Consider the following 19,216-nt stretch of genomic DNA (forward strand, 5'->3'; position numbering starts at 1 on the left):
TTTGAAGCGCGCGAGCGCGATCATGATGAGGTTTGCAGATGAATCCCGTTGTTGTTGCCGTCGCAATCACCGGCTCCGTTCCGCGCAAGAAGGACAATCCGGCGGTGCCGATCTTGCCGGCCGAGCAGGTCGAATCGACACACCAGGCCTTCGAGGCCGGCGCCACGCTTGCGCATATCCATGTCCGCAACGACGACGAAACGCCGTCCTCCGACCCGGAGCGTTTTGCGCAGGTGCAGCAGGGGATCAAGAAGCATTGTCCCGGGATGATCGTGCAGTTCTCGACCGGCGGGCGCGGCCGCGATCCCTCGGCGCGAGGATCGTCGCTCTACCTGAAGCCGGACATGGCCTCGCTGTCGACGGGGTCGGTGAACTTTCCAACCATTGTCTACGAAAACAGCGCCGCCCTGGTCGAGACTCTCGCCACCGGCATGAAGGCGAATGGCATTCGCCCTGAGATCGAGATCTTCGATCTGTCGCATCTGCACGGCGCGCGACGCCTGATCGAGGCGGGGCTGATGGACGCGCGTCCGCACGTGCAGTTCGTCATGGGCGTCAAGAACGCGATGCCGGCCGACGAGCATGTGCTCGACATCCTGCTGGCTGAACTCCGTCGCCTGATCCCGAAAGCGACCTGGACCGCGGCCGGGATCGGACGCCATCAGGCCGAGGTGATGGGCTGGGCCTTGGCGCGCGGCGCCGATGCGGTTCGCACCGGGCTCGAGGACAATATCAGGGTCGACAAGACGCGCCTCGCCGCCAGCAATGCGGAGCTCGTGAGCATCGCTTGTGAAGCCGTCACGCACCACGGCCGGCGCGTGGCGACTGCGGCCGAGGCGCGATCCTTGCTCGGGATCGCGGGGTAGGGACGCCCGTCCCACACCTGACATCTGCCTGACATGCTCCTGGCTGCCTTCTGCCATTCGGCGCTCGGCGTTCCCGTGCGCTGAGTCTCCGGGTAAGACAGGGCTCACAGGCGTGATCGGCGCCTGCCGGGCAGGCGACGACTGGAATGCGGTTCTTGAAATCTGACAGCGGGCTCCTCGGGGTCCTGCTGGTGCTTGCAATCACCCAACTCATCGGATGGGGTACGATCGGCCTTCCGGCCGTGGTCGGCCGCGACCTCGGAGCTGATCTCGGCATGAGCCTGCCGGCGGTGTTCGCGGGCAGCTCGGTTCTCTATGTCACCATGGGTCTGTGTGCGCCGTGGCTGGCCAAGGCCTTTGCGCGGCACGGCGCGCGCAAGGTGATGATGGTCGGCACTCTTGTTTCCGCGCCGGGCTTTGTCGCTCTGTTTTTCGCGCGCGAACCGTTGCTCTATTTCGCCGGCTGGGTGATTCTCGGCATGGGCGGCAGCGCCACGCTGTCGACCGGCGCCTATATCATGCTCAACGAGGTGGCCGGACGAGGCGCCAAGAATGCGATCGGCGGGCTGATGCTGGTGACGGGTCTCTCCAGCAGCATCTTCTGGCCGACCACGTCGTTCCTGAGCGATTGGCTCGGCTGGCGCGGCACGTGCCTGGTCTATGCGGCGATGATGCTCGCCATCAACCTTCCGCTCTACGCGTTCGTCGCGCCGCGCCGGAAAATTACGACGGAGGATCGCGGCGAGGCCGTCAAGCGTGCGCCACCGTCGGCGATCCCAAGAAGCACCTTCGGTCTCGTCGTCTGCGTGATCACGATGAACGCCTTCGTCAATTTCGGCATCAGCGCGATCCTGATCGAACTGTTGCGGGCGGAGGGCCTCGCGCCCGCGCAGGCGCTTGCTTTCGGTTCGATGCTGGGCGTGATCCAGGTCAGCGCGCGCGGCCTCGACTTCCTCGGCGGCGGCCGATGGGACGGCATCACCACCGGGCTCGTCGCGGGCACGGCACTCCCCGTCGCCATGGTGCTGCTGATGCTGAGCGAGGGCGCGACCTGGGCGGTCGCGACCTTCATCCTGCTCTATGGTGCCGGCAGCGGCGCGATGGCGGTGGCGCGGGCGACGATCCCGCTCGTCTTCTACGACCAGGCCGAATTCGCCAAGGCGATGTCGATGATCGCGTTGCCGCTCAACCTGGCCTCGGCGATCTCGCCACCGCTGCTGGCCGGCCTGCTCACCCAGTTCGGCAGCCGCGGAGCGCTTGGCCTCACGCTGGTGTTTTCCTGCGCGACGGTGCTGATCCTGGTTTGGCTGGGCCGGAGGCGTCCGCAATTGGCTGCGGCAACAGCGACCTGAGGTCATCAGGGTAATATTCGCGGCGCGGAATGGCGCATCGCGGGCCGCCTCCGCTGCGGGGCCGGGGATGGCCGTATGCCCATAGCGCAGTGCTCGGGTCGCCAAAATGGTGTATCCGCAGGGAGCGCGGCCCGCGATCTCGCCGCCGCGCCAAGATCAGCTTCAAGATTCAGTTCCCGGAGGAAATCGACATGTCGGCCCTGCCGCTCTCAGGCATCAAGATCCTTGACTTCACGCGCGTGCTCGCGGGGCCCTTGTCGGCCCAGATGCTGGGCGATCTCGGCGCCGAGGTGATCAAGATCGAGCGGCCCGGCACCGGCGACGACGCGCGTGCCTTCGGCCCGCCTTATCTAACGGACCCCGAGGGCAAGGCGAACAACAACAATTCGTTCTATCTGTGCGCCAACCGCAACAAGAAGTCGGTCACGGTCAACATCGCAAAGCCCGAGGGGCAGGCGATCATCCGCGAACTCGCGAAAGATGTCGACGTCTTCATGGAGAACTACAAGGTCGGCGATCTCAAGCGCTACGGCCTCGACTACGAGACGATCAAGGCGATCAATCCAAAAATCATCTACTGCTCGGTGACCGGCTTCGGCCAGACCGGACCTTACGCGCCGCGTGCCGGCTATGACGCGATTCTCCAGGCGATGGGCGGCCTGATGAGCGTCACCGGCCATATCGACGGCGAGCCCGGCGAGGGCCCGATGAAGGTCGGCCCGTCGATCGTCGACTACATGACCGGCATGAACACCTCGATCGGGCTGCTCTCTGCGCTATACCACCGCGACGTCAATGGCGGGCAGGGACAGCACATCGATGTCTGCCTGTTCGACACCGTCATCGCCTCGCTGTCGCACTGGCTCCAGATCTATCTGGTCAACGGCAAGACGCCGCCGCGCCGCGGCACCTGGGGCAATGGCGGCATGCCGGCCGGCGTGTTCCGCTGTACCGACGGCGAACTGATGCTGGTGGTCGGCAATGACGGCCAGTTCCGGAAGACCTGCGCCGTGCTCGGCGAGCCGGAGCTTGCGAGCGATCCGCGCTTCATCAAGAACAACGACCGCGTCGTGCACGGCAAGGAGATCATGGCGATCTTCGCCGGCCTGTTCCTGAAGCAGCCGGTGGCCTATTGGCTCGAGAAGCTGGAGGAGGCCGGCGTGCCGTCGGGCCCGATCAACAATTTCGAGCAGGTGTTTTCGGATCCGCATGTGCAGTCGCGCGGCATGCGGGTGAAGGTCGACCATCCTTTCGAGCCCAATCTGTCGCTGATCCGCAACGCGCTGACCTTCTCGGAGACCCCCGTGAAGACCTATCGCGCCCCGCCGCTGCTCGGCGAGCACACCCAGGAGATTCTCGGCGGCAAGCTCGGCTATGATGCCGGCAAGATCGACGAGTTGAAGAAGCAGGGGATCATCTAGCGCTTTTCCTTCGCGCCCGCGGGGGCCGGCCACGATAAAATCGTGACTGAAGCATGACGATCGCGCGGCCTTGCGTAGGGCTTGCGCGCAATCCCCAGACAAACACGGTCCGTAGTACAACCGGCTTCCGCTTCGGCCTCGACTCAGATTCGATCAGTCTCACTGAGTTCGGGGAGACAAGTGCATGTCCTACACGATCGGGTTCCAGGCGAAGAACCAGAAGTCCATTCTGGCGACTGAGGCGGCGACGGCCAACCAGGCCGTCGCGATCATTGCCGCGCTGCGGCAAAGTGCCGAGGAGATCAAGTTCATCCGCTCGCCGCAGGAAGGCGACATGGGCATCGAGATGCTGCTGCTACTCGCCAAGGAAGAGGCCGAGGAGATGCCGCAGCGGGCCTAGCCCCGCGCATAGCAGCCACACTTCGAGCTTTGACGAAGCATACCGGCTACGGAACAATGTAGTCAGGCCTCAGTCTCGCTTGAACCGAAGGTGGCCCATGAAACGCGAAGCGCTCCGCGTCGAACCGATCTCGTCCTTTCTCGACCGCGTGAAGGCGCCGACCTCGCCGGTGACGCGCGCCGGTAACATGATATTTGTCGCCGGCCTGCCGCCGTTCCATCCCGAGACAGGCGAGATCGGAGGCATGCCGATCGAGCGGCAGAGCGAGATCGTCATGGAGCAGATGAAGTTGTGCCTGGAGGCGGCCGGCGCTTCGCTCGACAATGTCATGAAGTGCAACGTCTATTGCACCTCCACACAACACTTCGCCGCCTTCAACGCGGTCTATGCCCGCTACTTCCCGGTCGATCCGCCGGCGCGGATCTTCGTCGTGACGCCGGAATGGTTCGGCCCATTCGACGTCGAGATCGACTGCATCGCGATGATGTGAGGGACTAGCGAGCCGCGATCCTGGCGGCCGCCTTCGTCTCCGTCCGTCCCGCCGTCAGCGCCATCGTTGCCACGCTGACGACGCGCTGCACAACGTCCTCGACGTCGTCGAGATCGCATTTTCCTTCCGACAGTTTCGTCAGGCGTTCGCTCTCGCGGATGGTGTGATGCGCCATCGCGAGCGCGAAGTTCAGGCCCCAATAGATATCGACGTCGCTGCGGTCGGGCAGGGAGCGGCGCATCGCGCCCGCGAATTTCCGCAAATGATCGATCTCACGGTTCTTGATGCGGCGGATCGGCGGCACTGACTCGATCGAGGCGCGGATCATGAAGCGTGCCGCGGTGGAGCGCTGGTTCTCAGGGCCAAGGCAACCGCGCAGCGTGGGGCCGACCAGCGCACGCAGGATCACCTCGATCGGTGCGCGGCCGCCGCCGCCTTCCTCCGCCGCCTTCAGCTCGCGCAGGCGCTCGCGGTTGGTCGCGATCGAGCGGGTGACAAATAATTCCGCGATCAGCTCGTCCTTCGAGCCGAAATGATAGTTCACCGCAGCCAGGTTGACGTTCGCCTCCGCGACGATGTCCCGCAGCGTGACGTCGCCGAAGCCGCGATCGGCATAGAGCCGTTCCGCGGCGGCGAGAATGGCAGACCTCGTATGATCGCTGGCCATGGATTGCCCTCCGGGAGGGGAGTTGCATTTCAAACACTTGTATGAAACTATCGTTTGAAGGCCGGAGAAAGTCAATCCGCAATCGCAACTCGTTCGCATCAAGCGCAACGGTTCCGACGCTCGCAAAGCCTCATTCGCGCTTGCGGGCCGGGCATTGCGGGAGGACAGTCCGGCGCAAAACGAGATCGCAAAAGAGAGAGACCGAGGAGCGTCCCATGGATTTCGATATGTCGCCCAAGCAGAAGGAATGGCTCGACCGCGTGCAGTCCTTCATGGCCAAGCACGTGCGTCCGGCGGTGCCTGTTTACAACGAGCAGGATCACAGCGGCGAGCGCTGGAAGGTCATTCCTGTTCTCGAAGACCTCAAGAAGAAGGCGAAGGCCGAGGGCCTCTGGAACATGTTCATGCCGCCGAGCGAGCATGAGGATGACGAATTCCGCGGCGCGGGATTGAGCAATCTCGAATACGCGCTGCTCTCGGAAGAGATGGGCCGCATCACCTGGGCCTCGGAAGTGTTCAACTGCTCCGCGCCCGACACCGGCAACATGGAAGTCTTCATCCGCTACGGCTCCAAGGAGCAGAAGCGCAAATGGCTGCGTCCGCTGATGGACGGCGAGATCCGCTCGGCCTTCCTGATGACGGAACCGGCCGTCGCCTCGTCGGATGCCACCAACATCGAGACCCGCATCGAGAAGGACGGCGATCACTACGTCATCAACGGCCGCAAATGGTGGTCGTCGGGCGTCGGCGATCCCCGCTGCAAGGTCGCGATCCTGATGGGCAAGACCGACTTCAACGCGGCCAAGCACCAGCAGCAGTCGCAGATCCTGGTTCCGCTCGACACCCCCGGCATCAAGGTCGAGAAGATGCTGCCCGTGTTCGGCTTCGACGATGCGCCGCACGGCCACGCCCAGGTGCTGCTCGATAACGTGCGCGTGCCCAAGGAGAACATCCTGCTGGGCGAGGGCCGTGGTTTCGAGATCGCACAGGGCCGTCTCGGTCCCGGCCGTATTCACCACTGCATGCGCACCATCGGCAAGGCCGAGGAAGCGCTGGAGAAGATGGTGAAGCGTCTGACGTCGCGCACCGCCTTCGGCAAGAAGATCGTCGAGCACTCCGTGTGGGAGCAGCGCATCGGCGAGGCCCGCACCAACATCGAGATGACGCGTCTGCTCTGCCTCAAGGCCGCCGACATGATGGACAAGGTCGGCAACAAGACCGCGCAGGCCGAGATCGCCATGATCAAGGTCGCCGCCCCCAACATGGCGCTGAAGATCATCGACGAGGCGATCCAGGCGTTTGGCGGCGCGGGCGTCTCCGACGATGCCGGCCTTGCCAAGGACTACGCCCATATCCGCACGCTGCGTCTCGCCGACGGTCCGGACGAGGTGCACAATCGCGCCATTGCAAGGCTCGAGGTTCGGAAGTATGCCAACTCTCCCAAGCATTAAGCGGGGGAGCCCTGCGGCGCTCCTGACTTGAAGAAACGACGGGGCGTGATCCAATCGCGGTGACCGCTTGACGCAAGTGCGTCGGCGGTTACCGATTAGGATCATGTTCGGACTGAAGAGGGAGCGTCACAGTGGCTGACGGCGTCAGGAAAGACGAAGAGTTCTCGGGCACCAAGCCGGTCGAGGAGCGTCATCGCTTCGACGAGCTGCGGCTCGAAGCCTGGATGCACGAGCACGTCGAAGGCTTTGAAGGCCCGCTGGTCGTCCTCCAGTTCAAGGGCGGCCAGTCCAATCCGACCTACCGGCTCAACACGCCGAAGCGCTCATACGTGATGCGCAGAAAGCCGTTCGGCAAATTGCTGCCCTCGGCGCATGCGGTCGATCGCGAGTATCGCGTCATCGCGGCCCTTGGAAAACAGGGTTTTCCGGTCGCCCATGCCTACGCACTGTGCCAGGACGACAGCATCATCGGCGCTGCCTTCTACATCATGTCGATGGAGGAGGGCCGCGTGTTCTGGGATCCGACGCTGCCGAGCCAGGACAATGACGCGCGCCGCAAGATCTTCACCAGCAAGATCGAGACGCTGGCGAAACTCCACATGTACGATCCCGTTGCGATCGGGCTCGGCGATTTCGGTAAGCCCGGCAATTATTTCGCGCGCCAGATCGACCGCTGGACCAAGCAGTATCGCGCGTCCGAGACCCAGCACATTCCGGAGTTCGAGAAGGTTGCCGAATGGCTGCCCAAGACGGTGCCGGAGCAGGCGCGCGTCTCGATCGTCCACGGCGACTATCGCCTCGACAACATGATTTTCCACGCGACGGAACCGCGCGTGCAGGCGGTGCTCGACTGGGAGCTGTCGACGCTCGGCGATCCCATGGCCGACTTCACCTATCTGTTGATGCAGTGGATCATGCCGGGTCTGCAGGGTGCCGACCTCAAGGCACTCAACATTCCGAGCGTGGAAGAGGCAGCGCAGATCTATTGCAACGTCACCAAGATGACGGTGCCTGATCTCAACTGGTACTTCGCCTACAATCTGTTCCGCCTCGCCGGCATCACCCAGGGCATCGCCGGCCGCGTCCGCGACGGCACCGCCGCCAACGCCAAGGCGCTGGAGTCAGCCAAGCGCACCGTGCCACTGTCGAAGGCGTCATGGGAATACGCGCAGAAGGCGGGGGCGGTGTAGGAATAACAAGAGCGCGGCGGTGGCCGCGCTTTTTTCTTGCACCGCTCTCCTGTCCCGGACGCGCTGCAGCGTGAAATGCTGCTGCGCAGAGCCGGGACCCAGAGTTTTCGTGGAGGTCGATTACCTGGCCGCGCAATGCGCGATCAGCTTCTCCACGAAGCCTGCGCATTTCTCCAGCTCTGCCATCGCGACGAACTCATCCGGCGTATGCGCCTGCGCGATCGAGCCCGGGCCGATCACCACGGAGGGGATATCGGCCATGCTGGCAAACAAACTCGCTTCGGTGCCGAAGGCGACCTTGGCGTGGTCGTTGCGGCCCGCAAGGCTCTTGGCCAGCGTGACGATGGCGGCATCGGCCTTGGTGTCGAGGGCGGGGTAGTCCAAAATCTCCTCGAAATCGATGCCGCAATCCGGATGCTGCTTCTTCATCGCCGGCTCCAGCTCGGCCTTGGCCCAGGCGACGATCGAATCCGTCACCTCCTTGGACTCGGTGATGCCGATGCCGCGGCATTCGAAATCCACGGTGCAGGTGTCGGGCACGATGTTGAGCGCCGCGCCGCCATGCACGATGCTGGTGAGCAGCGTTGAGTGCGGCACGTCGTAGAGACTGTTGCGCTCGACTTCGGCTGCAAGCTTCACGGCGCGGCGACGGATCTCGGTGATCATCTCGGCGGCATATTCGATGGCGTTGACACCGTCAGGCGCGATCGAGGAGTGGCGGGCGAGGCCATGGAACGTCGCGCGCACGCCGTGCTTGCCCTTGTGGCCGATGATGACCTTCATCTCGGTCGGCTCGCCGATGAAGGCGCCGAGCGGCCGCACTTTCTTCTTCGCGACCTCGAGAAGCATCGGCCGCACGCCGATGCAGCCGATTTCCTCGTCATAGGAGATGGCGAGATGAATCGGCGTCGTCAGCTTGGCCTCCAGCATCTCTGGCACCATGGCAAGGCACACCGCGACAAAGCCCTTCATGTCGGTGGTGCCGCGGCCAAAGAGCTTGCCGTCGCGCTCGACCAGCTTGAACGGGTCATGGCTCCAATCCTGGCCGAGGACAGGCACGACGTCCGTATGCCCTGACAGCACCAGACCAGGCTTGTCCTCCGGTCCGATCGTGACCCAGAGCGAAGCCTTCTGCCCGGTCTCATCGACGACGCGCTCACCCTTGACGCCGAGGAAGGCGAGGTAGCTCTCGATATGCGCGATCAGCGGCAAATTGGTGCGGTCGCTGATGGTGTCGAAGCCGACGAGGTCAGCGAGAATATTGCGGATGCGATCGGCGCGTGAACTCGGGAAGATTGGATTGGGCATTTTCTTTTCTGTCGGAGATTGCAGAGGCTGAGGTTGCTTGCACGAACCATACCAACGGGGCGGCCCGTCAGGCAAATGTCAGCGCCTGCTATTGCCCGCGATTTGTTCCAGCGAAGCGAGGTCGCGCGGCAAAAGCTGCTTGAACAGCGCCAGCGATCGGCGGCCTTCGGCAGGCGGCAGGATGATCGCATGGCGCACGGCGGCGGCAATCAGCACCATCGTGATCTGTGAGAACGAGGTGAGGATAGTCCCCGGGACGTTTGGGGCGACGCGTTTCAATGCATCGCAGAGCAGGCCGGCCAGGAAAGCCACATCCTCCCTGTCGATCTCTTGAAGCGTCAGGTCTCCCTGCGTCGCCTGCCAGATGTGATGCATCACGGGATGCTCGCGGAACATCTGGTAATAGCCGTCGGTGATGCGGCCGAGCGCTGCATGAAGGTCGGACAGCTTCTTCATCTCGGCAAGGTCGCGCGCTACGCATTCGCGGCCGATGGCATTGCAGCGCTCGGCAAGTGTTCCGATCACGGCGCTCTTGTCCGGAAAATATTGATAGAGCGAGCCGAAGGCGATGCCGGTGCGCTCGACAATGTCGCTCATCCGGAAGGCGTCGCTGCCTTTTTCCGTCAATATCTCGCTTGCTGCGATCAGGATGCGATCGAAACGCTCCCGGCTGCGCTCCTGCGTCGGCACCAGCGGCGTGCGCCGCCCGGCCGCTTGCGTCGCTTTGCCCGCCCTGATCTTCCGTTCCGGCATCCTGATTTCCCGCGATCCGCGCTTGACGCCAAAAATAAGAGAGTCTATCGCTTTTATCAAATACGAGAGTTTATCGTATTTAATGGAGGCGTGGCATGCGGCAGGTTTTGACGAGCGGATTGCTGTGGTTTTCAGCCCTTGGCTGCGGCCTCATGGCCGGCGTCTATTTCGCCTTCTCGACCTTCATCATGACCTCGCTCGGCCGTCTCGATCAGGCCGCCGGCATTGCGGCGATGAACGCGATCAATGCCGACATCGTGCGCTCGCCGTTCATGCCGTTATTCCTCGGGACCACGGTGGCGGGCGCGGCTTTGGTGGTGATCGGCGCACTGCGTCTCAACGAGCCGGGGGCGATCAGCATGATCGCCGGCGGTGGCCTCTACGTCATCGGGATGTTCGTGGTGACGATGGCGTTCAATGTGCCGCTGAACGACGCACTCGCCGCGGTGCAGGCCTCTGCGCCGAAGGCGGGCGCGGTGTGGACAACGTATCTGAAGGACTGGGTGTTCTGGAACCATGTGCGGACGGTCGTGTCGGCAGCGACGAGCGCGCTCTTTATCGTTGCGCTCGCTGCGTAGCCCGGATGGCGCAAAATTCAGGCGAGACAAGCCGCGAGGATGCGAAGGTCCGCCTGCGATGAAGTTGCGGATCGAAAGAGCGGCGCCGCCACCACACGCTCCGTCCTTGCGAGCGTAGCTGCGCAGCAGCGTAAGAACGCTGCTGCGCGTGCGGGACATGCGAGAGAGCGTATTAAACCGGCTTCCCTGTGTAAGGCATCGAGGCCGTAAGGCCGCCGTCCACCGGGAACGCCTGGCCGTTGACATACGACGCCTCGTCGCTCGCCAGGAATAACCCCATCGCGGCAAGCTCGTGCGGCTGGCCGGGGCGCTTCAGCGGATTGAGCTGGCCGATCTTGTCCTGGGTGCCGCGCTCCTTGGCGCGGTCGAAGATCGGCTTGGTCATGCCTGTTTCGATAAGGCCCGGGCAGACCGCATTGATGCGTACGCCGGTGCCGGTGAGCGAATAGGCCGTGGTCTGCACCAGAGAGATCACGCCGGCCTTGCTCGCGGCATAGGGATGTCCGCTCGCGCCGGCCTTGAGGCCCGCAACCGACGCCGTGAGCACGATCGCGCCGGACTGCTGCTTCACCATGTGGGGCATCGCGTACTTCACCGCGAGGAACGGGCCGATCAGGTTGACGCGCAGGATTTCCTGCCAGTGTTCGACCGTCTGCTCGGCGATCGGAATGAGGCCGCCGGAGACGCCGGCATTGGCCCAGATCACGTCGAGCCTTCCATGCGTCTTCACCGCCTTGTCGATGACGGCCATGACGTCGGTCTCGGAGCCGGCATCGGCGATCATCGCCTCGGCAATGCCGCCGGCCTTCTTCACCTCGTCGACGGTCTCCTTCACCGCCTCGGTGCGATCGACCGCGATCAGTTTTGCGCCTTCCCTGGTGAACAGGTGCGCAGCCGCGCGGCCGATGCCGCTGCCGGCGCCGGTGATGATGACGGATTTGCCTTGCAGGCGACCCATGCGTTTCTCCCTTTGGTGCGCGCGCGACGCTTGCCGCGCGACGGAATTTCAAACAGAATTTCAAACGGCAAAGTGTCTTGAGACACGTTCACACCTGACGTACAGCGACATCACACGGGATGGAAGAGGCTCAATGGCAACCGCAGACAAGCCTGATGTGGTCACGACGCGCTGGTGGTGGGTTCGTCACGCGCCGGTGCGCAATGACGGCGGCAACATCTACGGGCAGAGCGATCTTCCCTGCGACACCAGCGACACCTACGTGTTCAACGCCGTTGCCAAGGTGCTGCCGCGCAACGCGGTCTGGTATTCGAGCAATCTGATGCGCACGCATCAGACCGCCGAAGCGATCTGGGAGGCCGGCTACCCGCGGCCTGCGTCGATGAAATGGGAGGCTGATCTCGCCGAACAGAATCTCGGCCGCTGGCAGGGCATGAACCGCGCCGCGTTCATCGCCAGCCGTCCCGTCGGTTCGAGCTGGTTCGCCGACATCAACGAGCCCGCGCCTGGCGGCGAAAGCTTCATGGACCTCTACAACCGCACCCGCCGCACCGTCGAACGGATCAACAATGAGGCGGGCGGGCAGGACATCATCGCAGTCGCGCATGGCGGAACCATCAAGGCGGCGATCGGCCTCGCGCTCGACGGCCAGGTCGAGCGGGCGCTGTCGTTCGACATCGACAACGTCTCGATCACGCGGCTCGATTATTTCGCAAGCCCCGAGCGTAGCGTCTGGCGGCTGCCGATGGTGAACCAGCAGCCGTGGATCGCCGACGATGCGCATGCCGAGCTGCATCAGTTGGCGGGACCGGAAGTCAAGAAGCTGGCGTAAGCGAATTGTCATTCCGGGACGGTCCGCAGGACCGAACGCGGTATCACATTGAAGATCACTCTGGGAGAGAAGCATGACCTTGTTCGACATGAAGGGGAAAGTCGCCGTCATCACCGGCTCGACGCGCGGCATCGGACTTGCGATCGCGGAACGCATGGCGGAGCACGGCGCCAAGGTCGTGATTTCGTCGCGCAAGGCGGACGTCTGCGAAGAGGTCGCCAAGGGCATCAACGACAAGTTCGGCAAGGGCACTGCGGTCGCGATCGCCGCCAACATCTCCTCGAAGGAAAATCTGCAGAACCTCGTCGACGAGAGCAACCGCGCCTTCGGCAAGATCGACGTGCTGGTCTGCAATGCGGCGTCCAATCCGTATTACGGTCCGCTCGCCGGCATCTCCGATGATCAATTCCGAAAGATTCTCGACAACAACATCGTCGCCAACAACTGGTTGATCTCGATGGTGGTGCCGCAGATGATCGAGCGCAAGGACGGCTCCGTCATCATCGTCTCTTCGATCGGCGGCCTGAAGGGCTCGACCATCCTCGGCGCCTACGCGATCTCGAAGGCTGCCGACATGCAACTCGCGCGCAACCTCGCCTGCGAATACGGCAAGCACAACATCCGCGTGAACTGCATCGCGCCCGGCCTGATCAAGACCGACTTTGCCAAAGCGCTGTGGGACAATCCGGAGAATTTGAAAGCCTCGACCTCGCGCTCGCCGTTGCTGCGCATCGGCATCCCCGACGAGATCGCCGGCGCGGCGGTGTTCCTCGGTTCGAAGGCCGGCGACTTCATGACCGGCCAGACCATGGTGATCGACGGCGGCGCGACGATCAGCTGACGCGTCAATGCCGGTATCATCGCCCGCGAAAGCGGGCGATCCAGTACTCCGCGGCGGAAGTTGTGTGAACGAACTGCCGCCGCGGAGTACTCGATGCCCCGGTCAAGCCGGGGCATGACAGCGAGTGTGTGGATGCGGCCTCGCGACGCGAGCCTAAGCGAGCGATTTCAATCCACCGCCGCGTAAACCAGATCCCGCACCAGCGTCCTTGTAAAATCGCGCTGGCCCGGACCTTGCGTCATGAACACCGTGAACAGATCCTCCCTCGGATCGATCCAGAAGAACGTGCCGGCGATGCCGCTCCAGAAATAGTTGCCGACGCTGCCGGGGAAGGGCGCGATGCCGGCCTCGCGGCGGACGGCGAAGCCGAGACCGAAACCATGGCCGGGCGAGAGCAGCGTGCCGTTGGTGACGACGTGAGGCCCGAGATGGTCGGACGCCATCAGTTCCAGCGTCTTGCGGCCGATGATCCTGACGCCGTCGAGCGTGCCGCCATTGCGCAGCATCAGCGCGAAGCGGGCATAGTCCATCGTGGTCGAGACCAGACCGCCGCCGCCTGATTCCATCACCGGCTGCTCGAGCATGTTGAACAGCGCGACCTTGTCGCCGGTCCAGGGATCGGCTTCGAACGGCTGGGCGAGCCTGCCAGCATTGACCTCGGAGGTGGAGAAGCCGGTCTCGGTCATCTGCAAGGGCGCGAGGATGCGTTCGGTGAGGAACGTGCCGAGTGATTTGCCGCTGACGACCTCGATGATGCGGCCGAGAATGTCGGTGGAGCGGCTGTAGTTGAACTCGTCGCCGGGGTGGCAGACGAGGGGGAAGCTCGCCACCAGCGCGGCGTGCTCGGCATTGGTGATCTTGCGGCTGCGGACGCGGGACTCCTGGTAGATCTTGTGCACGGGGCCATCGCCCTGATGCTCGTAAGTCAAGCCCGAGGTATGGCGGAGCAGGTCCTGCACCGTCATCGGCCGCTTCGGTGGAACCAGTTCCAGCCTGCCGCCGCTGACGACGCCGACTTTCTGGTTCGCGAACTCCGGAATGAACTTGGCGACGGGATCGCCAAGGAGCAGGTGGCCGTCCTCGACCAGCGCCATGACGCCGACCGACACGATCGGCTTGGTCATCGAGAAGATCCGGAAGATCGAATCAAGCGCCATCGCCGGACCCGCCGGGCCCTGCTTGCCGAGCGCCTCGAACCAGCCGATTTGGCCGCGGCGGGCCACCAGCACGGTCACACCGGGCACGGTTCCCTTGTCGATCTCGCGCTTGAAGGCGTCCGACATCGCCTGGAGGCGGGATCGCGACAGGCCCAGCGTTTCCGGATTGGCCTCGGGCAGAGGCGGGGTTTTCGGCGGGGTCGAGGGGCGGGCGGCGGTGGCGGTCATGTTCACTCCCGGGGGCGCGTTATTATAGGGAACGGAGAGTGGCCCAGAAGCCGCGGTACAAACAAGCGAAGCCAGCGCGCTTCACCCTTGCAATCCGTCCTTGCAATCCGGCCGTCCCCTGTGCTTGAAAGCGCCCCTGATCCGCGTGGCAACGCGAGGGTCCGTAGGAGTGTAGCTCAATTGGTAGAGCACCGGTCTCCAAAACCGGGGGTCGCAGGTTCGAGCCCTGCCACTCCTGCCAGCTAATCCCGACATTCAGGATCGACAGGCGGGACGGCGCCGGGCCGAAGGCGCGGACCGCGGTCAGCGGCCCCTGTAAACCCTTGATCTGCATCACGTCCGTCAGCCGGCCCCGCGCGCATCGCACTCCGGCCACACCTTGACCTTTGGCCCCATCCGCAGTAGATACCCCGCACTCGCAGCCGGCCCGTTAGACGCGGATCTCCGGCGCGGCTTTGAAATCCCCGAACATCAGAGCCCGGTTTTCCGGCTCATCCTTCGAGACAGAGGGCTGGGCCACAGGCGGCTGTTCGGATCCCTGAAATCTTCAATGGCGTCTCAAACGATGGCAGTCAGCCCGTTCAAGTTCTTGCAGGAAGTGCGCTCGGAGACCGCCAAGGTCACCTGGCCGACCCGTCGTGAGACCACGATCACCACCATCATGGTGTTCGTGATGGTCGCCGTGGCCTCGATCTTCTTCTTCGCCGCCGACCAGATCATCCGCTACCTCATCACCTTCCTTTTGGGCATTCACTGATGGCTACAGCAACGGCTCAACTGTCCGACAAGCGCTGGTACATCGTCCACGCCTATTCGAACTTCGAGAAGAAGGTCGCCGAATCCATTCGCGAGCAGGCCAAGCAGCGCGGGCTCGAGGAGCTGTTCGAGCTGGTGCTGGTTCCAACCGAGAAGGTCACGGAGGTGCGCCGCGGCCGCAAGATCGACGCCGAGCGCAAGTTCTTCCCGGGCTACGTGCTGGTGAAGATGAAGCTGACCGACGAGGCGTTTCATCTGATCAAGAACACCCCGAAGGTCACGGGCTTCCTCGGCGCCGAGAACAAGCCGATGCCGATCTCTGAAGCCGAGGCCATGCGCATTCTGCATCAGGTGCAGGAGGGCGTGGAGCGGCCGAAGGCGTCGGTGTCGTTCGAGATCGGCGAGAACGTGCGCGTGGCCGATGGCCCGTTCGCCTCGTTCTCGGGTGTGGTCGAGGAAATCGACGAGGCGCGCTCGCGCGTGAAGGTCGCGGTGTCGATCTTCGGTCGCGCAACGCCGGTCGAACTGGAATTCGGTCAGGTCGAGAAGGTCTGACCGGGTAACGCGTAAAGCCGAGAGGCTTTGCGCAAAGAGAGGCCGTGGGAGGGAGAGGGCGGTTGCCAGCCGCATCCGACCCAGACCACGAACCTGAAACCGCCGGCACTCGTCGGCACAACAGGAGTGATACATGGCAAAGAAAGTGACCGGATACCTGAAGCTTCAGGTCCCGGCCGGTGCGGCGAATCCCTCGCCCCCGATCGGTCCCGCGCTTGGTCAGCGCGGTCTCAACATCATGGAGTTCTGCAAGGCGTTCAACGCCCAGACCCAGAAGGAAGAGAAGAACACCCCGATTCCCGTCGTGATCACGATCTACGCCGATCGTTCGTTCACGTTCGAGATGAAGACCCCCCCGATGTCCTTCTTCCTCAAGCAGGCTGCCAAGATCCAGTCGGGCTCGAAGGCGCCGGGCCGTGACAAGGCCGGCAAGGTGACCAAGGCGCAGGTGCGCGAGATCGCCGAGAAGAAGATGAAGGATCTCAATTGCGATACCATCGAATCGGCCATGAAGATGGTCGAGGGCTCCGCCCGTTCGATGGGTCTGGAAGTTGCGGGGTAAGCGGTCATGGCAATCGGAAAGCGTTTGAACAAAGCCCGCGAAGGTGTTGACCGCGAGAGGCTCTACCCGCTCGCGGACGCCATCAAGATGGTCAAGGAACGCGCGAAAGCGAAGTTCGACGAGACCATCGAGGTCGCGATCAATCTCGGCGTCGATCCGCGTCACGCCGACCAGATGGTCCGCGGCGTCGTGACCCTGCCGAACGGCACCGGCCGTACGCTCCGTGTCGGCGTGTTCGCCCGCGGCGCCAAGGCTGACGAAGCCAAGGCCGCAGGTGCTGACGTTGTCGGCGCCGAAGACCTGGTCGAGAAGGTGCAGAACGGTTCGATCGATTTCGACCGCTGCATCGCCACCCCCGACATGATGCCGCTGGTCGGCCGTCTCGGTAAGGTGCTCGGCCCGCGCGGCCTGATGCCGAACCCGAAGATCGGCACCGTGACCATGGACGTCACCGGTGCGGTGAAGGGTGCCAAGGGCGGCTCGGTCGAGTTCCGCGTCGAGAAGGCGGGCATCCTGCAGGCCGGCGTCGGCAAGGCCTCGTTCTCCGAGGAGAAGCTGGTCGAGAACATCAAGGCGCTCGCGGATGCGGTTGCGAAGGCGAAGCCGGCTGGCTCCAAGGGCACCTACATCCAGCGCGTCGCGGTATCCTCGACGATGGGCCCGGGCGTGAAGGTCGAGCCGGGTACCATTCTCGGCTAAGTCTGGAAATTGCATGAGGCGAGGGGCGGAATTGGGCAACCGATTCCGCCCCTCGTCGTTTGTGGGCGGCACTCACCGGAAACGAGAACAATGGCTGACAAGGTCCTGATCTATTCGCGCTTTCCCAAGACGATGATGGCGCGCTTCGCCGAGCGGTTCGAACTGCTCGACACTGGTGGAAAGCCCGCGCGCGACGTCTTTCCTGCCGAGGAGCTCAGCGGCATCCGCGCGTTGCTGACCGCCGGCGGCTCGCCGCTGGGGGCTGAGGCGATGGACCTGCTTCCAAAGCTCGGTGCCATCGTCTGCTACGGCACCGGCTATGACGGCGTCGACCTGAAGGCGGCGGCCAGCCGCAACATCACGGTCGCCCACAGCCCCGGCGCCAATGCGGCATCGGTCGCCGACATCGCGATGACCCTGATGCTGGCGACGACGCGGCGGATTCTGGTGGCCGACCAATATGTTCGCAGCGGTGATTGGGCCGCGTCAAAACAGTCGCCGATGATGCGGCCTCAGGCCGGCATGCCCGGCCGCCGCATCGGCGTCTTTGGCATGGGCGAGATCGGCCGCAAGATCGCCGCGCGCTGCGCCGCCTTCGAGAGCGAGGTCGGCTATTTCAGCCGCGCCAGGTACGATCTGCCCTATCAATATTTCCCGACCCTGGAGGCGCTCGCCGACTGGTGCAGCGTGCTGATGATCGCGGTCCGGGCGGGGGCCGACACGCAGCACGTCGTCAACGGCGATATCCTGGGGCGCCTCGGCGCGGACGGCTATGTCGTCAACATCTCCCGCGGCTCGGTCATTGACGAGAAGGCCCTGGTCGCCGCGCTGACCGACAAGACCATCGCCGGCGCCGGCCTCGACGTCTTCGAGAAGGAACCGCACGGCCCGGACGCGTTGACGGCGCTCCCCAACGTGGTGTTTGCCCCCCATATCGGCGGTCACACCCTCGAATCGCACGTCGCCATGCAGAGCTGCGTCCTGGCCAATTTGGGCGCATTTTTCGAGGGCAAACCGCTGCCTCATCCGGTCAAATCAGCCTGAATCGGCCCTTGTCCGGCTGCCTCGCGCCCTGATAGCAACGGATTGGAACTGGTGTGAATTTTGCTCTTGGCAATCAGGTAGAGAGCGGTTAAAGAACCGCCTCCGGACGTGCCGGCTCTGGCTGGCGCGTCCGTGCACGCATTCCGAAAACCCGACACGCAGGAGATCATTCCTTTTCAGGACGTCCGCAAGGATTGGCCCGAAAAGGAAGGAAAATCCATCGGCCGGTGGGATGCGGGCAGAGGTCAGGCGGTTCGCCGGCTGGCCTTGTCCTGTCCAAGACTGCAGGCGCCCGCGGGAAATTTCGATTTCTCAACGGCTTAATCGCATGGCCTGCATAGACGGGTGAAGACCGGATTTCACTTCGCTTCTCACCTTTCGGTGGTCGCGGAAGGAGTTTGGTTCGGACCTCGACACGCCGTGGGCTCTTACAGGCTCCCGGAGGGCAGGCTTTTAAATTGTCGTCTTGCCCGGCGTGTCCGATGGGTTTTGACCCTGAGGTTCAGGTTTGGGCGGGACGATGGGTGCAACCCGGCGGTCCCGCTTTCGCGATGACCGCCAACCGGAAAGAGCTTGCTGTGGAACGAGCGGCAAAAAAAGACGCGGTCGAACAGCTCAATGGGGTCTTCAAGACCACGAGCGTCGCGATCGTTGCTCAATATTCCGGCCTCACCGTCGCCCAGATGCAGAAGCTGCGCCAGCAGATGAAGCAGGCGGGTGCCTCGGTGAAGGTCTCGAAGAACCGTCTCGCCAAAATTGCTCTTGAAGGCACTGACGTCGTTGCCATCGGCCCCATGCTGAAGGGACCGACCGTGATCGCCACTTCGAACGATCCGGTAGCGGCGCCGAAGGTCGCCGTCGAATTCGCCAAGGCGAACGAAAAGTTCGTCATCGTTGGCGGTTCGATGGGAACGACCGTCCTGAATGTCGACGGCGTGAAGGCTCTTGCCTCGCTGCCGTCGCTTGACGAACTGCGTGCCAAGATCGTCGGCCTGCTCGTGGCCCCGGCGACCAAGCTCGCTCAGCTCGCCAATGCGCCCGCGGGCAAGCTCGCGCGCGTCATCCAGGCTCATGCCTCAAAGGGCGAAGCGGCCTGACGCCCTTCGCA

Annotated in this window: 21 protein-coding genes and 1 tRNA gene; 17 read left to right on the plus strand and 5 right to left on the minus strand. The window is 63.5% G+C overall.

The annotated features are described in order from the left end of the window. Window positions 1-38: 38 nt before the first annotated feature. The 5 genes from XH90_RS15310 (at window position 39) to XH90_RS15330 (ending at window position 4,529) form a co-directional block, all read left to right on the plus strand. Window positions 39-866 (plus strand): 3-keto-5-aminohexanoate cleavage protein, encoded by an 828-nt coding sequence (locus XH90_RS15310; protein ID WP_194482241.1) that lies wholly within the window; start codon window positions 39-41, stop codon window positions 864-866. A gap of 146 nt (window positions 867-1,012) precedes the next feature. After that, the gene (locus XH90_RS15315) at window positions 1,013-2,218 is read left to right on the plus strand and encodes an MFS transporter (protein ID WP_194482242.1); all 1,206 of its coding nucleotides are present in this window, start codon (window positions 1,013-1,015) and stop codon (window positions 2,216-2,218) included. 191 nt (window positions 2,219-2,409) lie between these two features. Continuing rightward, window positions 2,410-3,639, plus strand: a complete 1,230-nt coding sequence (locus XH90_RS15320; protein WP_194482243.1) for a CaiB/BaiF CoA-transferase family protein — start codon at window positions 2,410-2,412, stop codon at window positions 3,637-3,639. A 184-nt stretch (window positions 3,640-3,823) separates the two neighbouring features. Then, on the plus strand, window positions 3,824-4,039 hold the full coding sequence (locus tag XH90_RS15325; protein WP_092228482.1) for a hypothetical protein: 216 nt from the start codon (window positions 3,824-3,826) through the stop codon (window positions 4,037-4,039). Window positions 4,040-4,136: 97 nt separating this feature from the next. Then, window positions 4,137-4,529, plus strand: a complete 393-nt coding sequence (locus XH90_RS15330; protein ID WP_194482244.1) for a RidA family protein — start codon at window positions 4,137-4,139, stop codon at window positions 4,527-4,529. Window positions 4,530-4,533: 4 nt separating this feature from the next. Here the strand turns inward: XH90_RS15330 and XH90_RS15335 are convergent, their stop codons facing one another. Further along, window positions 4,534-5,196, minus strand: a complete 663-nt coding sequence (locus XH90_RS15335; protein ID WP_194482245.1) for a TetR/AcrR family transcriptional regulator — start codon at window positions 5,194-5,196, stop codon at window positions 4,534-4,536. A gap of 215 nt (window positions 5,197-5,411) precedes the next feature. Here XH90_RS15335 and XH90_RS15340 point away from each other — a divergent pair, with 215 nt between their 5' ends. Continuing rightward, complete coding sequence (locus XH90_RS15340) at window positions 5,412-6,647, plus strand: acyl-CoA dehydrogenase family protein (RefSeq protein WP_194482246.1); 1,236 nt, start codon at window positions 5,412-5,414, stop codon at window positions 6,645-6,647. 131 nt (window positions 6,648-6,778) lie between these two features. Continuing rightward, complete coding sequence (locus tag XH90_RS15345; protein ID WP_194482247.1) at window positions 6,779-7,837, plus strand: phosphotransferase family protein; 1,059 nt, start codon at window positions 6,779-6,781, stop codon at window positions 7,835-7,837. 120 nt (window positions 7,838-7,957) lie between these two features. Here XH90_RS15345 and argE read toward each other — a convergent pair whose 3' ends face one another. Further along, on the minus strand, window positions 7,958-9,145 hold the full coding sequence (gene argE, locus XH90_RS15350) for an acetylornithine deacetylase (protein ID WP_194482248.1): 1,188 nt from the start codon (window positions 9,143-9,145) through the stop codon (window positions 7,958-7,960). Window positions 9,146-9,223: 78 nt separating this feature from the next. Further along, complete coding sequence (locus XH90_RS15355) at window positions 9,224-9,898, minus strand: TetR/AcrR family transcriptional regulator (protein ID WP_194482249.1); 675 nt, start codon at window positions 9,896-9,898, stop codon at window positions 9,224-9,226. Window positions 9,899-9,993: 95 nt separating this feature from the next. Between XH90_RS15355 and XH90_RS15360 the strand changes: the two genes are divergently transcribed. Further along, the gene (locus XH90_RS15360) at window positions 9,994-10,476 is read left to right on the plus strand and encodes a DUF1772 domain-containing protein (protein WP_194482250.1); all 483 of its coding nucleotides are present in this window, start codon (window positions 9,994-9,996) and stop codon (window positions 10,474-10,476) included. Window positions 10,477-10,648: 172 nt separating this feature from the next. On the opposite strand, the gene XH90_RS15365 is transcribed toward XH90_RS15360, so the two are convergent. Beyond that, window positions 10,649-11,434 carry an SDR family NAD(P)-dependent oxidoreductase gene (locus XH90_RS15365; RefSeq protein WP_194482251.1) on the minus strand — a complete coding sequence of 262 codons (786 nt, stop codon included), beginning with the start codon at window positions 11,432-11,434 and terminating at the stop codon, window positions 10,649-10,651. A 133-nt stretch (window positions 11,435-11,567) separates the two neighbouring features. Between XH90_RS15365 and XH90_RS15370 the strand changes: the two genes are divergently transcribed. After that, complete coding sequence (locus XH90_RS15370) at window positions 11,568-12,266, plus strand: histidine phosphatase family protein (protein WP_194482252.1); 699 nt, start codon at window positions 11,568-11,570, stop codon at window positions 12,264-12,266. A gap of 73 nt (window positions 12,267-12,339) precedes the next feature. Then, window positions 12,340-13,107: an SDR family NAD(P)-dependent oxidoreductase gene (locus XH90_RS15375; protein ID WP_194482253.1), complete on the plus strand. Its 768-nt coding sequence runs from the start codon at window positions 12,340-12,342 to the stop codon at window positions 13,105-13,107. A gap of 167 nt (window positions 13,108-13,274) precedes the next feature. On the opposite strand, the gene XH90_RS15380 is transcribed toward XH90_RS15375, so the two are convergent. Further along, window positions 13,275-14,492 (minus strand): serine hydrolase, encoded by a 1,218-nt coding sequence (locus tag XH90_RS15380; protein ID WP_194482254.1) that lies wholly within the window; start codon window positions 14,490-14,492, stop codon window positions 13,275-13,277. A 165-nt stretch (window positions 14,493-14,657) separates the two neighbouring features. Between XH90_RS15380 and XH90_RS15385 the strand changes: the two genes are divergently transcribed. The 7 genes from XH90_RS15385 to rplJ all read left to right on the plus strand — a co-directional run bounded on the left by XH90_RS15385 (window position 14,658) and on the right by rplJ (window position 19,205). Then, window positions 14,658-14,733 (plus strand) — tRNA-Trp (locus tag XH90_RS15385). A gap of 324 nt (window positions 14,734-15,057) precedes the next feature. Then, window positions 15,058-15,249, plus strand: a complete 192-nt coding sequence (secE, locus tag XH90_RS15390; RefSeq protein WP_007611620.1) for a preprotein translocase subunit SecE — start codon at window positions 15,058-15,060, stop codon at window positions 15,247-15,249. After that, on the plus strand, window positions 15,249-15,803 hold the full coding sequence (nusG, locus tag XH90_RS15395; RefSeq protein WP_007602985.1) for a transcription termination/antitermination protein NusG: 555 nt from the start codon (window positions 15,249-15,251) through the stop codon (window positions 15,801-15,803). Before secE ends, nusG begins: the two co-directional genes overlap by 1 nt. Before the next feature lie 133 nt (window positions 15,804-15,936). Continuing rightward, a complete protein-coding gene (gene rplK / locus XH90_RS15400) occupies window positions 15,937-16,365 on the plus strand; it encodes a 50S ribosomal protein L11 (protein ID WP_008136439.1) in 429 nt (142 codons plus the stop codon). Window positions 16,366-16,371: 6 nt separating this feature from the next. Next, a complete protein-coding gene (gene rplA, locus XH90_RS15405) occupies window positions 16,372-17,064 on the plus strand; it encodes a 50S ribosomal protein L1 (protein ID WP_194482255.1) in 693 nt (230 codons plus the stop codon). A gap of 90 nt (window positions 17,065-17,154) precedes the next feature. Then, a complete protein-coding gene (locus XH90_RS15410; RefSeq protein WP_194482256.1) occupies window positions 17,155-18,108 on the plus strand; it encodes a 2-hydroxyacid dehydrogenase in 954 nt (317 codons plus the stop codon). Window positions 18,109-18,686: 578 nt separating this feature from the next. Beyond that, entirely contained in the window at window positions 18,687-19,205 is a 519-nt protein-coding gene (gene rplJ, locus XH90_RS15415) for a 50S ribosomal protein L10 (RefSeq protein WP_194482257.1), read from the plus strand. Window positions 19,206-19,216: the final 11 nt, after the last annotated feature.

The sequence above is a fragment of the Bradyrhizobium sp. CCBAU 53338 genome (genome assembly GCF_015291665.1).
Taxonomy (GTDB): domain Bacteria; phylum Pseudomonadota; class Alphaproteobacteria; order Rhizobiales; family Xanthobacteraceae; genus Bradyrhizobium.

Bases quoted from the DNA above. Each gene is read 5' to 3' on its own strand.
- XH90_RS15310 (WP_194482241.1), top strand. From the start codon at position 39: ATGAATCCCGTTGTTGTTGCCGTCGCAATCACCGGCTCCGTTCCGCGC.
- XH90_RS15315 (WP_194482242.1), top strand. From the start codon at position 1,013: ATGCGGTTCTTGAAATCTGACAGCGGGCTCCTCGGGGTCCTGCTGGTG.
- XH90_RS15320 (WP_194482243.1), top strand. From the start codon at position 2,410: ATGTCGGCCCTGCCGCTCTCAGGCATCAAGATCCTTGACTTCACGCGC.
- XH90_RS15325 (WP_092228482.1), top strand. From the start codon at position 3,824: ATGTCCTACACGATCGGGTTCCAGGCGAAGAACCAGAAGTCCATTCTG.
- XH90_RS15330 (WP_194482244.1), top strand. From the start codon at position 4,137: ATGAAACGCGAAGCGCTCCGCGTCGAACCGATCTCGTCCTTTCTCGAC.
- XH90_RS15335 (WP_194482245.1), bottom strand. From the start codon at position 5,196: ATGGCCAGCGATCATACGAGGTCTGCCATTCTCGCCGCCGCGGAACGG.
- XH90_RS15340 (WP_194482246.1), top strand. From the start codon at position 5,412: ATGGATTTCGATATGTCGCCCAAGCAGAAGGAATGGCTCGACCGCGTG.
- argE (WP_194482248.1), bottom strand. From the start codon at position 9,145: ATGCCCAATCCAATCTTCCCGAGTTCACGCGCCGATCGCATCCGCAAT.
- XH90_RS15355 (WP_194482249.1), bottom strand. From the start codon at position 9,898: ATGCCGGAACGGAAGATCAGGGCGGGCAAAGCGACGCAAGCGGCCGGG.
- XH90_RS15360 (WP_194482250.1), top strand. From the start codon at position 9,994: ATGCGGCAGGTTTTGACGAGCGGATTGCTGTGGTTTTCAGCCCTTGGC.
- XH90_RS15365 (WP_194482251.1), bottom strand. From the start codon at position 11,434: ATGGGTCGCCTGCAAGGCAAATCCGTCATCATCACCGGCGCCGGCAGC.
- XH90_RS15370 (WP_194482252.1), top strand. From the start codon at position 11,568: ATGGCAACCGCAGACAAGCCTGATGTGGTCACGACGCGCTGGTGGTGG.
- XH90_RS15375 (WP_194482253.1), top strand. From the start codon at position 12,340: ATGACCTTGTTCGACATGAAGGGGAAAGTCGCCGTCATCACCGGCTCG.
- XH90_RS15380 (WP_194482254.1), bottom strand. From the start codon at position 14,492: ATGACCGCCACCGCCGCCCGCCCCTCGACCCCGCCGAAAACCCCGCCT.
- secE (WP_007611620.1), top strand. From the start codon at position 15,058: ATGGCAGTCAGCCCGTTCAAGTTCTTGCAGGAAGTGCGCTCGGAGACC.
- nusG (WP_007602985.1), top strand. From the start codon at position 15,249: ATGGCTACAGCAACGGCTCAACTGTCCGACAAGCGCTGGTACATCGTC.
- rplK (WP_008136439.1), top strand. From the start codon at position 15,937: ATGGCAAAGAAAGTGACCGGATACCTGAAGCTTCAGGTCCCGGCCGGT.
- rplA (WP_194482255.1), top strand. From the start codon at position 16,372: ATGGCAATCGGAAAGCGTTTGAACAAAGCCCGCGAAGGTGTTGACCGC.
- XH90_RS15410 (WP_194482256.1), top strand. From the start codon at position 17,155: ATGGCTGACAAGGTCCTGATCTATTCGCGCTTTCCCAAGACGATGATG.